Annotated in this window: 6 protein-coding genes; 3 read left to right on the forward strand and 3 right to left on the reverse strand. The window is 63.3% G+C overall.

Features of this window, described 5'->3' with window-relative positions:
* Entirely contained in the window at window positions 1–630 is a 630-nt protein-coding gene (locus ACILSQ_RS23625) for a L,D-transpeptidase (protein WP_395746136.1), read from the forward strand.
* Between the two features lie 75 nt (window positions 631–705).
* Window positions 706–3,507: a hypothetical protein gene (locus tag ACILSQ_RS23630; protein WP_395746137.1), complete on the forward strand. Its 2,802-nt coding sequence runs from the start codon at window positions 706–708 to the stop codon at window positions 3,505–3,507.
* A 349-nt stretch (window positions 3,508–3,856) separates the two neighbouring features.
* On the opposite strand, the gene ACILSQ_RS23635 is transcribed toward ACILSQ_RS23630, so the two are convergent.
* The 3 genes from ACILSQ_RS23635 to ACILSQ_RS23645 all read right to left on the reverse strand — a co-directional run bounded on the left by ACILSQ_RS23635 (window position 3,857) and on the right by ACILSQ_RS23645 (window position 14,005).
* A complete protein-coding gene (locus tag ACILSQ_RS23635) occupies window positions 3,857–8,122 on the reverse strand; it encodes a PAS domain S-box protein (RefSeq protein ID WP_395746138.1) in 4,266 nt (1,421 codons plus the stop codon).
* 474 nt (window positions 8,123–8,596) lie between these two features.
* Window positions 8,597–9,187: a hypothetical protein gene (locus tag ACILSQ_RS23640; protein WP_395746139.1), complete on the reverse strand. Its 591-nt coding sequence runs from the start codon at window positions 9,185–9,187 to the stop codon at window positions 8,597–8,599.
* A gap of 132 nt (window positions 9,188–9,319) precedes the next feature.
* Entirely contained in the window at window positions 9,320–14,005 is a 4,686-nt protein-coding gene (locus ACILSQ_RS23645) for a hypothetical protein (RefSeq protein ID WP_395746140.1), read from the reverse strand.
* 477 nt (window positions 14,006–14,482) lie between these two features.
* Between ACILSQ_RS23645 and ACILSQ_RS23650 the strand changes: the two genes are divergently transcribed.
* A complete protein-coding gene (locus ACILSQ_RS23650) occupies window positions 14,483–14,986 on the forward strand; it encodes a hypothetical protein (RefSeq protein ID WP_395746141.1) in 504 nt (167 codons plus the stop codon).
* The last annotated feature ends 356 nt before the right edge of the window (window positions 14,987–15,342 follow it).

Here is a 15,342-nt window from a genome sequence, read left to right on the forward strand (position 1 = left end):
ATGATGCTTCTTCGTCTGCTTCTTCTTTTCCAGGCGCTCAGTTTCGTGAGCTGCACGACCGTGAAGACCACGAGCAGCAATGCGTTTCATTACAGCCGCCATTTTGTGACCCGGGAGATCCCGCGGGCCTCGCGCTTTGTGTGGAAGGGGGTGACGGGACTGTTTGGTCCCGGTGACCGCTCCTTCTGGGATGCGGACGACATGCACGGCAAGCCCAGCGTGGTGATCAATCTCAGCGAGCAGATGGTGTATCTCTTCAAGAACGGCCAGCTCGCGGGCGGCTCGCCCATTTCTTCCGGCGCGGAGGGCTATGACACCAGGCCCGGGCGGTACCATGTGATGGAGAAGGACATTGATCACAAGTCGTCCATCTATGGCGACTACGAGGACTACCACGGCAATGTGGTGATGCAGAACATCAACAACCGCACCGATCCGCGGCCGCCGGGCACGCGCTTTGAAGGGGCGAAGATGTATTACTTCATGCGCATCTACGGCGGCGTGGGCATGCACCAGGGCTACCTGCCCGGCTATGCGGCCTCACACGGCTGCATCCGCCTGCCGGGACATATGGCGGAGAAGTTTTACGCCGCCGTGCCGAAGGGGACGCCGGTGGAGGTGGTCCCTTAGAGGGAAGAGGTTAAAGTTTGAAGTTTAAGGTTTAAAGTTGAAAAGGGGACGCGATGATGGGGCCCTCGACCGACCATGAAGACCTGCATTTTGACTCTGGGATTGCTGGCGCTGCTGGTGATCCGTGCGCCGGGCCAGTTCATCAAAGACCGGAGTGATCTGCCGGAGCTGGCACAGGCGGCGGGGAGCCGGCTGGCGGTGGATTACGAGAAGAAGTGGCTGGCGTGGTGCGAGCGCGCGTGCATCCAGCCGTTCATCACGAGACTGGGCAAAAGCCCTGACGTGAATGAGCAGGCGGCGAAGGTGGTGCGGCGTGGGATTCCACTGCTGAAAGGGCATGCGGAGCGCGATTTCAGCTACACCTCGGCGGACCTGGTGAAGGACTGTGAGGAACTGCTCAAAAAAGGCGTGGATGACCCCGTGATCTTCTGGCTGCAGTGCTGGGCCATCCATGACAGCACGCGCGACTACCCGGCCTGCGTGGCGGCGTTCAAGCGCGGCTACAATCACAAGCTGGCGCAGACGATTCTGCCCGTGGTGCGCTACCTCATGATCGTGACGTTTGAGGACATCCGCCGTGACGCGGGGCAAAAGGGGGACGACAGAACCTATGACAAGCCGCTGATGGAGGCGGCTCGGCTGTCTCTCCTCGATGACAGCTACCGGGAGGAGGACGAGGAGGTGATGGTGGAGAACCTGGTGCCGCTGTTTTATGAGGAGGTCTTCACCACGGATGAAAAGAAGGTGGCGGAGATCTGCCAGACGCCGCTGAAGTCTGCGTATGCCCGGCTGATGCTGGAGGGGGCCTTTGAACTGCGCAAGGCCTGGCTGGCGCGCGGGCACGACTGGGCCGGCCAGGTGCCGCCTGAAGGGTGGGAGGGATTCGAAGAGCGCATGAAAAATGCGGCGGGAAAATTTCGTGCGGCATGGGAGCTGCACGCCGAATATCCGCAGCCTGCCACGAACATGCTGGACATCAGCATCGTGGCGCGCAGCGTGGTGGAGGAGGAGAGCGCGGAGTGGCTGAACCGCGCGCTCACGGCGCAGTTTGACTATCTGCCCGCCTACCGCTCGTGGCTGAACGGCCTGCTGCCGCGCTGGGGCGGCAGCCATGAGAAGATGCTGGACTTTGGCATCATGTGCGCGCGCACCCACCGGCATGACACCGCAGTGCCAGACTTCTTCTTCAAGATTCTCGGTGATGTGCTGGATGATTCGACACTGGGGCGGAAGGTGTTCGAGGACGTGTCAGTCAGGGAGACGACGCTGGCGCTGTCTGAGCAGCGGGTGAAAGATGCGAGGAGTGACGGGGAGCGGGAGAATGCGCTCTCCATGCTGGGCGGCTATGCCTGGGCCTGCGCGGATTATGCCCGTGCCACGGAGGTGCTGAAGGCGCAGCCGAAACCCTTCACCCGGCCGGTGAAGATGGCGCTGCTGCCGTTTCATTCGCATGAGCGCATCATCCGCGGTGAGTCTGAACTGTATGCCCATGACCTGAACAAGGCGTGGAAAACAGCGGAGGCTGCGTGGGAGGCGAAGGATCTGGAAACGGCGGCGCGGGAGTATGAGGCGCTGCTGCTGCTGCCCGGTGGCAAGGACAATGACCTGGTGGCCTCCCGGCTGGCGACGGCACGCTTTGAGCAGGAGTTCAGCAAAGGCGGGTGGGTCTCGCTGAACATCGAACCACGGCTGCTGTGCTGGCAGCTCGACAAGGGGAACTGGTCCGCCACGGCCGACGGCGTGCTTACCAATGTGGGCCTGGGAGACTCCGCCTACCTGCTGCACAACGGCCGCATCGGCGACAATTTCCAACTGCGCGGTGTGTTTGAAATCCAGCAGCCGCGCTTTGACCACGGGCTGGGCATCATGATCGGTTATGGCCGGAATGAGGAGGGCGCGCGCTGGTTCACCTGTCTGCAGCTTCACGCGGGGAAGGGCAGCATGATCCACCTGCAGGACGGCAAGTATTCCTCCTCGGTGGCGGCCGTGCGTACTGGTGATTCGATTCAGCACAGCGAATTTTTGATCACCAGCCGCCGCGGCCTCATCACCTATGCGATCAATGGCTGCGAGGTGTACCGTGAGTGCCAGGCCTATGATGTGCTGGAGCCATTTCCGCCGCTGGGCATGATGAAGGACGGGCGCATGGGCTTTGGGCACACGCTGTTTCCCTCAGGCCTGGTGACGCGCATCCTGAAAGTGGAGAGCCGCCGCCTGCCGGAGGAGATGATGGCGCGCGCACCTGCCGCCGAAGCGCCCGCGCCGGAGCAGGAGATGAGCGCGCAGCAGATGCTGGACTACCTGGATGAAACGACGTGGGGCTTCAGCATGGCGGAAAATGAGCCGGAGGTGGCGCAGGTGTCGTTTTTCTCCGGCGCGCGCGAGTTCAGGTTTTTCAGAAGCGAGGGAGACCGCCACAAGCACGCCTTTGCGGTGCCGGACGGCAGCACCGTGCGGCTGGCTGAAGGCAACGTGCTGGAGTTTAACGCCGACCGCACGCGCTTCATCATTCACGACTGGCCGGGGAAGGGGCAGCAGAGGTACTGCCGGCTGAAAACACGCCCGCAGCCGGAGGCGGCGCTCATAGCGCTGCGTCAGGCCACGACGGATGAGGCCACCGACGCGGCGCGCAAGGCACGCTTTCAAAACACACGCTGGAAACGCCCTGACTCGACCCTGGAATTTTCCGGCGACGGCCGCTGGCATGAGGAGTGGGTGGTGCGCCCCTGGGATGGCAAATGGATGGTGCAGTCTGACAGCGAGGTGGTCGTGGCCAAGGCTGACAACGACGTGCAGCACTTTCGCATCTCCCAGGACGGGCAGACGCTGACGCGAACAGATGGGACGGAGTGGAAACGGGTGGCGGAACTAAAGTAGCCATCTCGCTCCGCGAGATGAGCCCAGCGCTCACGCCCCGCTCCAGGCGTTCTGTCATTCGTGAATCCTTCGCCGCTGCGGGAGCGCTGGGTCCTCTCGCGGAGCGAGAGGACTGCTTTCTGGCATCCTCCGCAGGCTGCTGGAGATCCAGTTTCGGCCAGTAGCGGTGCAGCTCTTTCTGCGCTGTTTCACGAATTTCAGCGTTCTTTTCCCCGGGGCCCGGTCATCGGTTCCTGTGCCAAAAGCGAGCCTTTCAGGACAAGGGCGATGGCAAAGACTCCGAAGGAACGCGTGGTGAAACGAAGCATGGCAGATCCTCTCAGCTGCTGACAAGCTCAATTCGCACCTGCTAGGCCGGAGCGAGGACGGCCTCCAAAACTCCGGCAAGCTGATGCTCGGTGAAAGGTTTGTCGAGACGATGGGTCACGCCCAGGGCGCTCATTTCCACGGCCTGCGGATCTTCCAGGCGGCCGCTGGCAAGGATGACGGGGATGTCCGAATGCAGCCGCCGCAGCACGCGCACAAAGGACAGGCCGTCCATGTGGGGCATGTGGAGATCAGTGATGATGACGCGAATCTTGGCGCGATGATGAGTGACCATCAGCAGAGCCTCGGTGCCGTCTGCGGCGGTGAGTGGGGTGAAGTTGAGACGCTGGAGCACGGTGGAGGCCATGTCGCGCACAGAGGCTTCATCATCCACGAGCAGGATGGTTTCTCCCTGGCCGCGGAAGGCGGAAGGAGCGGCGGGCGGCGGCGTGCTCTCACTGCTGCTGGAGTGGACAGGAAGATAGACGGAGAAGATGGACCCGACACCAGGCTGTGAAGAAACCTGCAGGAAGCCGCCATGACCTTTTACGATGCCCATGACGGTGGAAAGACCGAGGCCGGTGCCTTTGTCCTGGCTCTTGGTGGTGAAAAAGGGATCGAAGATGCGCTCCATCGCCTTCTGGGGAATGCCCATGCCGGTGTCCTGCACGCGGAGCACCACGTAGTGGCCGGGCCGCGCGTCTGGGATGGCGCTGGCGAAGGCTTCATCGACCACAAGGGAAAGGGCGGTGAGAGTGAGTGTGCCGCCATCAGGCATGGCATCGCGGGCATTGACGCAGAGATTGAGCAGGACCTGATGCAGATGGGTGGAGTTTCCGAGCACCTGCGGCAGGTTGGCAGCGCAGCTCACCTCGAGATGGATGCTCTTGGGGAAGCTGCTGGTCATGAGGTTTTCCAGCTCCCTGACCAGACACTCCACGCGCAGGGCGGTGTGTTCACCATCGGCGCCTTTGGCAAAGGTGAGAAGCTGGCGCACCATGTCCGCGCCGCGTCTGGCGCTGGTTTCAAAGAGATCAAGAATCTTTGACTGCTCCGGGCAGGACTTTCGCAGCAGCTCCACGCCCATGAGGATGGGGGCGAGGGCATTGTTGAGGTCATGCGCCACACCGCCGGAAAGGGTGCCCAGGGCCTCCATGCGCTGGGAACGCAGGGCGATAAGCTCCATGTTTCTGCGTTCGGCGAGATTGTGGCTGCGCTCCAGCTCCATGGCCACGCGCTGGGCGATGATGCGCATGATTTCCTGATCTTCTTCAGTGAAATCATGCGGCCCGGTGTCCAGCAGGCAGGTGATGGCCACCACTTTCCCCTGGGCGTCAACGGAGGGGACGCCGCAGTAGGCGTACGCATTGTGTTCGCGCAGAAAGGCAGCCTGCGGGAAGCACTCCTGCACGCGCTCGTAAATGTTCAGCGCCTTGGTGGTCTCCACGGAGGCGCAGGGAGTGCCGGCGAGCGGGAAGGTGCCGGCATCCAGCTGCACCTGGTTGTTGAGATGGACGGCTCTAAACCGGAGATCCTGGCCGACGATTTCAGAGAGGCAGACGATGGGCACGGAGAAGAGCTCCGCCACCATGCCGACCACCTCCTCAAAGACAGCGGAGGGATCTCCGGAGAGGCGCATGCTGAGCTCGGAGAGGCGCTTCAGCTTGCGCAGATGCGCGGCGTCCCGCTCCTGGGCCTCACGGCGCTCGGTGATGTCCTGTACAGTTCCCAAGGAGTGAACCGGATGGCCGGCGGGATCATACACCGTCTCGCAACGCTCCTGCACATACTTGACGCGCCCGCCGGGCAGCAGGAGGCGGTGCTCCACTTCGTAGGGAGTGCGGTCGCGCAGGGACTCGTAATAGGCCTTCTCCACCAGGCTGCGGTCATCCGGATGAACTGTCTCCATGAAGCCCTTGTAGGAGACTTTGAACTCCCGCGGGTCCCGCTCAAAAATGCGGAAGATTTCGTCAGACCACGTCAGGTGCTCCTCCCCCACGTCAAAATGCCAGCTTCCCATCTGGCCGATGCGCTGAGCTTCGTAGAGCTGCGCCTCCCGCTGGCGCAGGGCGCTGGTGCGCTGGGCCACCAGCTGCTCCAGCTCCGCATTGAAGCAGCGGATCTCCTCCTCGGCGTTCTTGCGGGCGGTGATGTCCGCGCGGATGGCGATGTACTGCACGGGCTTTCCATCCGCGCCGAGGAAGGGGACGATGGTGGTGTCCACCCAGTAGAAGGAGCCGTCCTTGGCGCGGTTTTTGATCTCACCCTGCCACACCTGGCCGCTGCTGATGGTGCGCCACAGGCATGCGATAAAGTCCTTCGGATGATGCTTGGAATTGATGATGCCGTGGTCCTGTCCGAGGAGCTCCTCGCGCGAGTATTTGGAAATGGCGCAGAACTTGTCGTTTACATACGTGATGACGCCTCTGGCATCGGTGACGGCGACGATGGCGTGCTCATCCAGCGCGGCCTTGAAGTCCGTCAGCAGTTGTTCGGCGCGCTTGCGGGCGGTGATGTCGATCTGCGCGATGACGGCGCCGCCCTCCGCGTGGGCCAGAGGGGAGACGTGCATGGTGAACCAGCGGTACTCCGTGGGCGAGTGGCAGGGATATTCGTGCGTGAAGCCGGGCATGGAATGGTCCAGCACACCGCGCAGCCCGTCCTGAATATGCTGCGCTTCGGAGCCCATGTCCTTTATGGCGTGCTGGCAGACTTCCAGATAATTGACGCCGATGCCGAGAGTGGGGAGCAGCGTCTCACCGCCATTTTCCCGCGCAAAACGTTCCCAGCCGTCATTGATGGCGATGATGGTGCCGTGGCGGTCCACGACGGCGATGTTTGCCAGCATGGAATTGAGCACGGAACGGTTCAGGGCCTCGCTGTCGCGCAGCGCGCGGGCGGCGGCGTACTCCGCTGTCACATCCCGGAAGACGAGGACCACGCCGATGATGCAGCCGGCGAGATCGCGAATGGGGGCGGCGCTGTCTGCAATGGGGCGCTCCGTCCCGTCCCTGGCGACAAGCACGGTGTGATTGGCCAGACCGTGGATCTCCCCGGTGGCGAGCACCTCGTCCACCGGGATGACGGCGGGCTTGCGGGTGGTCTCATTGATGATGTGAAACACCTCCTCCACGGAGCGGCCCTGCGCCTCGGCAAGCGTCCAGCCGGTGAGCTGCTCGGCGATGGGATTGAGCCGGGTGATGCGGCGCTGCGCATCGGTGGCCAGCACGGCATCGCCGATGGAGTTCAGCGTTACGGCGAGCTTTTCTTCACGGGCACGGAGGACCTCCGCGGCCATTTTCTGCTCCGTCACATCGCGCGCGGTGGCAAAGAGAAGACCGCCGGCAGCGGGCACGGATTTCCAGGAAAGGGTGCGCCAGGAGCCGTCCTTGTGCTGGCAGCGATTTTCGAAACCGACCACCGTGGCGCCTTCGGTGAGCTGGCGCCCGATTTCATGCAAGGTGGCCTGACGGTCGTCCGGGTGGACAAGTTCGATATAGGGCTTCCGCCGCATCTCCTCGGTGCCCCACCCGAGGGTCTGGGTAAAGGCGGGATTGACGTGCTTGAAATAGCCGTCTGCGCTGGCGATGCAGAGCATGTCCAGCGGCAGGGTGAAAAAACGGTCCCGCTCCGCCTCGGCCTGCCGGCGCTTTTCCAGATCGCGGCGGATGACGAGGCTGGCGAGGCCGATCATGGCCAGGGACAGCACGCCGCCGAAAGCGACAATGGCCATGGTGCGCCGGGAAAGGGACTGTGCCTGCGTGGTGCGTACGAGAAGGAGGCGGGACTCCTCCGCGTGCATCTCTGAGATGAGGCTGCGGATCTGGTCCATCAACTTTCTCCCGGTGCCGGCCTCGATGCGCTGGAGCGCACCGGCGACATCGCCGCTGCGCCTGACCTGCACCACTTCCCCCGCGAGCCTGATCTTCTCCTGGATCAAGGGCTGCAGCACCGCCAGCCGCTGCTGCTGTGCGGGGTTGTCTTCGGTGAGGCGCGTGGCCCGCGCCAGGGAATCCTTCAAGGCCGCGATGCCGGCGTCGTACGGGCGGAGAAAGGCCTCGTCTCCCGAAATGGCAAAGCCGCGGTTGCCGGTCTCGGCATTGAGGACGTTGAGCAGGGTGTCGTCGAGTTGTTCGATGACTTCATGGGTGCGGTTTACCAGGCCATAAAGCTGCATATTTCGCTGCTCGCTCCACCATGCGGTGATCCCTGTCAGGAGCAGAAAGAGGAGCGCCGCGGTGAATCCGGCCTGAATTTTATGTTGAATTCCCACTGACTGTATAGCCTTGGCGTAGGCCACTTCTTTCATGACCACAGGTGTTTTAATGAATCATTTATTGAGGAGTTGATAGCGGCGGGCATGACATCAGCGAAGGTCGAGGGGCGGTGTGCGTGGACCGTTCTCATGCGTTCCGAAGCAGCGGTTGCCACCGTTTGCGCGCGGGCGGAGATGCAGAACTCGATGAACTCAGGCCCCAGCCGAAGCCGAAGGAGACGGGCAGCTTTTGGCTCCCGTCTGCCGTGGAGCGAGCCTGCTCTGGAACGCGGGCGACATCCGCCAGAAAGCGATGGTGCCAACAGGTGGAGAAGGGTCCAAACGCAGGCTGCGCGCATCTGCCAGCGGGTGAACTGCTGTGCGTTCATTCACCACCGTCAGAAAGCTGGAAGCACCGCCATGCCGATCCAGAAAAAGACCCGGCCTCGGGGAGTTTGAAGTTCGGCGGACATGCTGGATCGGATGGGGAGAGATGATCCATCCATGCGGCGGTGTTGTCAGCGTCTTTTATGATTTTGGTGCCTGCTTCAGATCGTCTGAAGAGCTGCCTATAAAACCAATTCTTTTCGAGGCATCGTCCGCCCCGTCCTCTCCTATTTCATGCTTCAGTTGGTTCAGTTCCACGGCTGACCAGTAGTCGATGGGAAGAAAGCGCTCCTCCGTCATTCGGAAAAGCAGTTCATCCAGGCTGCCACAAACCCTGGTGTAAAAAAGTTCGGGAGATGTGTCCGAATCTTCGCCGGCAAACTGGGTGGTATTGAGCAGGCCCATTTCATGGCGATCCGGGTAGATTCGCAGTACAAGGCAATCTCCATTTTTGGCGGCACCCAAAATCAGCATGCCGGCGGCGAAAAACCGCGGGAAACAGTCTCCTGAAAATACTTCGTTCAAGGGCGCGAGTCTGTAGGGCGGGAGGTCGGCCCACTTGGACGGCCAGCTCCACTGGAACATGCGCTTCAGCGTCATGGGCATTTTCAGTCCCTCTATGAAAGCTTTCTTTTCTTTATCGCATTCACAAAGGCCCAGCGCGCCTTTTCGGTCGAGGTGGTGCATGAGGTCGCTGATGAGCTCGTGCCTGATTTCAAACTCGGGTGACATCGGGGTGTCGTGATCTGATGAGATGGCGCGACTAACAGTGAGGACTGACCCGCCAGGGAATGCGCTTTGTGACTGACGGAAGGATCAGCGTGCTGAGGCTGCTTTCGGAGCGAACCAAAGCTCGAGAGGCCCCTACTTCTTCGCCTTTGCCGCAATGGCCTTGTAGTAGCTTTCGATGGCGGCGCGGTATTCGGGGGCGGCTTCGCTGCGGGTGGCTTCGGTCAGGTCGTCGGCCATTTTTTGCGGGAGGTGGCCCCAGTCGCCTTTGCTGAGGACCATGACCTGGCCGAGCACGCCGTCCTGAAGCTGGGTGGACTGGTTGCCAGTTTCGGAAGACTGCGCCTGGCTGTTCTGGCCCTGTTGCTTTTGATTCTGCGCCTGCTGCTGGGAGGGCTTCTGGCCGGGAGTCTGGCCCTGATTGCGGGAGTCGGCCATGCTCTGCTGCTGGGCCTGCTGGGCGTTGCTGAGGCTCTGCTGCGCGGACTGCTGGCCGCCTTCGGGCTTGCCACCCTGTGATTGCTGCTGGTTTTGCTGCTGTTGCTGCTGCTGGCCGCCCTGCATGGGGTGGAGCTGGGCATCGAGCTGGTCGAGCGCCTGGGCGAGCATCTGGCCCTGGAGCTGTTCGAGGGGGGAGGCGAGCGCGGGAGGGGAAGTTCTGCTGGCGGTGGCTTCGGCGGATTTTGCAGCTTTTGCGGCATTGGCCTGGCTCTTCTGAGCGGCCTGCGGATTGGGCACGGGGTTGGCCTGCTGGGCTTCGGCCTGCTGGCCGGCCTGCTGCAGCTCGTTGCTGGCCTGGGCCACCTGCTGCGCGGCCTCCTGGTCGCCGAGGCGCTGCTGGTGGCGGGAGACGCGGGCGAGATCGCTGGCGGCCTGCTTCTGGGCCATGCCGTTTTGCACGGCCTGCTGGGTTTCTTTTGAGACGGCCTGCTCGGCCTGCTGGGCGGTGGCCTGGGCGGTCTCGGCGAGGGCCTTCTGCATGGCCTGGTTTTTGGGCAGCTCTTTTTCCAGCGCTTCAAGCACGGCCTGGGGATTCTGCGTGGCGTCCTTGGCCATTTCGGCGAGGTCCTTGGCGCGCTGGTAGGCTTCATCCAGCGGCTCCTGCACGCCGAGATCCTGCTCCATCTGCTGCATGGCGGCCTGCTCGGCCTCGGTGAGCTGCTGGCCGTCCTCGACCTTCTTCATGTTTTGCGCGAGCTGCTCCAGCGCCTGGGCGGTCTGCTGCTGGGCATTGGCGGCTGCCTGCAGGGCCTGCTCCTGCGGCTTGCTCTGCTGGGCCTGCGCGGCCTGCTTCAGGTTCTGCGCGATCTGCGGTGTCTTCTGCTGCATCTGCGCGAGGGCGACATCGGCGGTGCGGGAGAGCTGGGCCTCGGCCTGCTTGCCCAGGTCGGAGGCGTTGGCTTCCTGACGCAGGGCGGCCTGGAGGGCGGCCATTTTCTCGGCGTTTTCGGCGGCTTCGGGGCGGAGCTCCTGGGCTTTCTGGGCCACTTCAGCGACGGGCTTTTCAGCTTTTGCGGCGTCGGCGGCGGTCTGGGTTTCCTGCTGCGTCTTCTTCAGATCCTGGGCCACGCGCTTCATCATCTCGCTGACTTCCGGGGTGAGAGCGGCGAGCTGCGCGCGGGCGGCATCCACCTGCGGCTGGAGCTGCGCGGCGAGTTCATTGGCCTTCTTCTGCGCATCGGCGGTGGCCTGCTGGGCGCCCTGGTTGTTTGGCTGCTGGCCGGGCTGCTGCTGCGCGGCCTCACGGGCGATGTTTTTGTTCTGCTCGGCGGCATTGCGCGCGGTATCGCTGGCCTGCTGGGCGGCCTGGCGGAGATTGTTGGCGGCCTGCGGGTCCTTCTGCTGCATGGCTTCGGCAAGGCGGGCGCGGTTGATCTTTTCCGGCACCTGCTGCAGGGCCTCGGCGGCGGCGCGGGCCTGTGCGGCGGTCTCGGCAAAGTCCTGCTGATTCTGCGGGCGCATGGACTCGGCCTGCGCGGCCTCAAGCGCCTGCGTGGCATCCTGCGCGAGGGCGTCTGCCTCCAAGGCGCGTGCTGCCTGGGAGAGCTGGGTGGCCTGCTCTTTCAGACTGGCCATGGCTTTCGTGGCTTCAGAAGGCGGTGCATTGCTGCGGCGGGCTTTCTCCGCTTCTTCGTTGGTGGGAAGTGGAATCTTTTTGGCCTCGGCGGTCTGGCGGGCGAGCTCGTCCACGGCGCGGCTGGCGCGGTTCATGTCGAGCGCAGCCTGGGTGTTCGTGGCCTGGTTTTGCTCGCGAAGCTCGGCCTGGTCCTGAAGCTGCTTGGCCGCTTCGGTGAGGAGCTTCTGCGCTTTCTCGACGGGGGTGAGGTCGTCGTGGTCTTTCTTGTTGTGGCGGGGATCGCGCGTGACGTTTTCCGCGCTGGCGAGGTGGTTGCGGGCCTCCTCAAGCTTTTGCAGCGCGGGATTATCCTGGCGGTTGAGGTTTTCGCGGCGCTGCTGCGCTTCATTGGCGGTTTGCTCGGCGATGCTGCGGCTGATGTCGGCGGCCTGCTGGAGGCGGTTGCGCAGATTGTCAGAGGCGCCGTAGAGGTGCTCGGGGCTCTTGGTCTGGTCCGGCTTGTCCAGGCTGCTGGCGAGATCCGCGGAGGTCTCAGTGAGGCGTTTTTCCACCTCCTGAAGCTGGCCGCGATTCCGGCCCTTCTGCGTTTCATCGAGCTTGTCCAGGTCCTTCTGCAAGGTCTTGGCCTGGGCCATGAGGGCGCGCTGCTGCTCCTGCCATTTCGGGCGCTGCTCGGCATCGCGATTGGCCTGCAGGGAGGTCTCCGTGAGCATGCGGGACTGGCGCTGGAGCTGCTGGGATTCCTTGGCGGCAATCTTCGCGCTGTCTTCGGCGGCGAAGGCGCGGAGGGCATCGGCCATGACGGCGGCGTGGCCGGCGGCTTCATTGGCGGCGCGCTTGAGCTTCTCGGTGTTGTCGATTTCCTCGGCGTTGAGCTTTTCGAGTTCGGGAAGCTGCTCGCGGCGGAGCTGGGCGAGCTTTTTGCCCAGGAGCTGCGCCTCGGCGGCATCGAGCTGATTTGGGGCGTCACGCGCGGCGTCCTTCAGCGCGTTCCAGAGTTCTTCGGACTGGGCTTTGACCTGCTCGAGTTTTTCCTGCGCGGAGGCGAGGGCGTTGGCGGCTTCGTCCTTGGCCTTGTCCGGATCTTTGCGGGCGTTTTTTTCGCTCTTGCGCACTTTATCGAGGTCTTTGCGCAGCTCGCGGGTCTGCTCATCGAGGCGCTCGGCCTTCATGGCGAGGCGGCGCTGACTTTCGGCCCACTCGCGCTGGCGGGGATCGACGGTCTGCTCGAGGATGATGACGCGCACAGGCGGGGACTCGGCCTTCTGGCCTTTGAGGTCGGTGGCGATGAGCTTGATGAGGAGGGCGTCGCCAGTCTTCACGCCGAGCGGGGCGAGGGGCAGGAGTGTCTGCACGGGGGCTTCCTTGTCCGCCTTGGTGAAGGGAAGATCGCGCTCGGTCCAGTTCGCGCCATTGATGGCGTGGGCGAGCTTCACGCCGCCGAGGCCGACATCGTCTGTGACAAGACCGGCCAGGCGCACGGCTTCATCGGGCAGGAGCTCGATCTGCTCGCTGGGTTCATTGATCTGCGCGGTGGGCGGGAGATCCGGGATGGTGGTGATGCGCCAGGGCGTGCTTTCTTCATTGGTGAAGCCGGTTTCCTGGGACTTCAAAGTGATCTGCCAGGAGCTGTGCGTGGGCTGCACGGGGACGTCCGCAGTGAGCAGGCCCTCGGGCGTGGTGGTGGTGGGCAGGGGCTTCTTCTCGGGGAGGTCGGGGTTCAGGACGAAGTCGCTCTTGGAGACGGGCTGGTTGGTCTTGAGCGTGAGCTTGATGGTGGAGCCGTCTAGCGCTTCGAGGTCGCCCTGATCGGCGGTGACCTTGGTTTCCTTCCAGCCGGAGTAGGCGGGCGGGATGATGGTCTTGGTGAACTCGACGACGCGCGGGCGGGCCTTGGCGCTGAGGGTGCGCCAGGGAGTGATGGCATCGGCGGCATGCACGCGGTAGCGCACATCCGTCTGGCCCACGGGGATGACGCCTTCAAAGCGGGCGGTGCCGACGGCGGAGAGCTCGGTGCGGCGGGGCTTCGAACCTTCCACGACGAACTCCAGCGTGGCCTGCGCGGGCTGCGGGCCTTCGGTCTCGATGATGAGGGGCATCTCCGAGCCGATGGGGGCAAGGGCGCTGGCCTTGAGCGGCTCCAGCACGCGGATCTTCACCAGGGCGGGGCGTTCGAGATTCGCGAATGGCAAAGCGGCGCGGGCCATGAAGCCGCCGAGGTGCAGGCTGGGCACGAGGCAGAGGACGAGGATGAGCGCGACGACGCTGCCGAGGGCGATGAACCAGGGGCGCAGCGTGCGCGTGGGAAGGCGGGCGTTCCAATCGATGCCTTCGACGGCGGAGGCGACATCGTCCTGCAGTTTTTCGCGGAACTCGGCGGAGTCTTTGATGTTGGCGCCGCCCTGGGGATCGGCGAGCTCGACGGCGGCGAGCAGGCGCTCGTGGAGGGTGGGCTCGGCGGCTTCGATGAGGCGCGCGGTGCCCTCCTTCCCGCTGGCCTGAGCGATGAAGCGCCACGCCACACGCCAGGCGGCATAGGCCGCACCCCCGTAGGCGAGCAGGGTGACCCAGGGCCGCACGGCATCCGGCATGAACCAGGCGCGGTCCAGCAGGGCGATCAGCGTGAAAGCAGCCAGGGCGATGGCACCGGCACAAAGGACGGCCCGCAGGCGCAACAGGTGCTGGCGGCGCAGGCGAAAGCGTTGCAGAGCTTCATGCGTGGCAGGGCGAAGGGCGAGATTCATGCGAGGGAGGAGAATGTAACGCGGCGGCAGAGGGGTTCTTTACCGGGTATAGGGTTTCTTCGCCGTGGGGGAAGCGAAGGACAAGGGGAATGAGGGGCGATGCTGGATGGGCGCGGCGGATGTGGGGAACTGAAAACTGGGAAGGGTCAGTTGGATGAGGTGCGAGGGGAGCAGGTGGTGGGCCAAAGAGGGCTTGGGGGAGGGATGACGGCGCTGGGCTGAGCTTCCATGGAGGTACGTGCCCGCCTCCATCTGGGCCCAAAGTCCGACACCGTGCAGGGGCCGCTGCAGCGGCACCTGCTGACGGATGGGTGAACGAAAAACACCGCAGGTCTGGCCGCACGCACCACTGACTGCATGACAAAGCCGCAGGCCGTGCCACGGTGGCCCATGAGCACGCGCCCACACACACGCACGGTCCTTCGTCATTCGGTCCTTCGTCATTCGGTCCTGCGTCAGGCGGGCGTCATCCTGTGCATGTACGCGCTCGCGCAGATCCTCGCCGTGCAGGGCGTGGAGCCAGCGCTGCCAAACGGCCTGCGCCTGGTGGGCAAGGAATACCACGCCAAAAGCTTTCAAGTTTTGCAGAGTGTTGTTGTCGCCAGTCCCAGCTGGAGCTCGGACCCCGGCGTCATGCAGTGGTTGGTGCCTGAGCCGGGCCTCAAAACTGGTGACCTTTTTAAAGGGGGCTCTTGTGACACCCCCGCGGAGCTCATCGCCCACTTCCGCACCCTGCCGGCGGCACGCACGTCGCGGGGTATTTTCATCACCAATGAGGTCACGCATCTCGATGACATGGCGGTAGCCCAGGACGAATTGAGTGACTACCAGAAAACGCTGGTGACAAACCCGGAATGGATGGCAGGGCGCAGGAAAAGCATCCAGGAACTGGTGGCGGCCTGTGAGAAGGAGAAGATCGACCTCTGGATCAACGTGAACCTCGGCGCAAAAAAACTCCGTTTCCGCAAGCTGACGCGCTGAGCCCCAAGCAGACCGGCAAAAAGCAAAACGTGCAGCGCGTGCGAGCACCCTGCGTACGGAACACCTGGCATGACTGGCGCTGGGTGTGTTGATCGACAGTCGGGAGTCCTGTCGTGCCTTTCGTGGCATGCCCGAGCTTCACTCTGCTCCGCTCAAAGGATCACCGCCTGGGAACCGCAGTTGGGATGAGGGCATGAGGCCCTTCGTGAGGCGTAGGCACGACGGCAATCTCTACAGACAACGATCTTTGAGGGGGAAGGGACATCGACGTCCAGTTCGAGGAGATAAACTTGCTCATTTTTAAGCCAATGATTTAACGAAATACCTTGGAAGTGATCCACCTGTAAACTAAATTG

The sequence above is a fragment of the Prosthecobacter sp. genome, from assembly GCF_044227185.1.
In the GTDB taxonomy this organism is placed as follows: Bacteria; Verrucomicrobiota; Verrucomicrobiia; order Verrucomicrobiales; family Verrucomicrobiaceae; genus Prosthecobacter.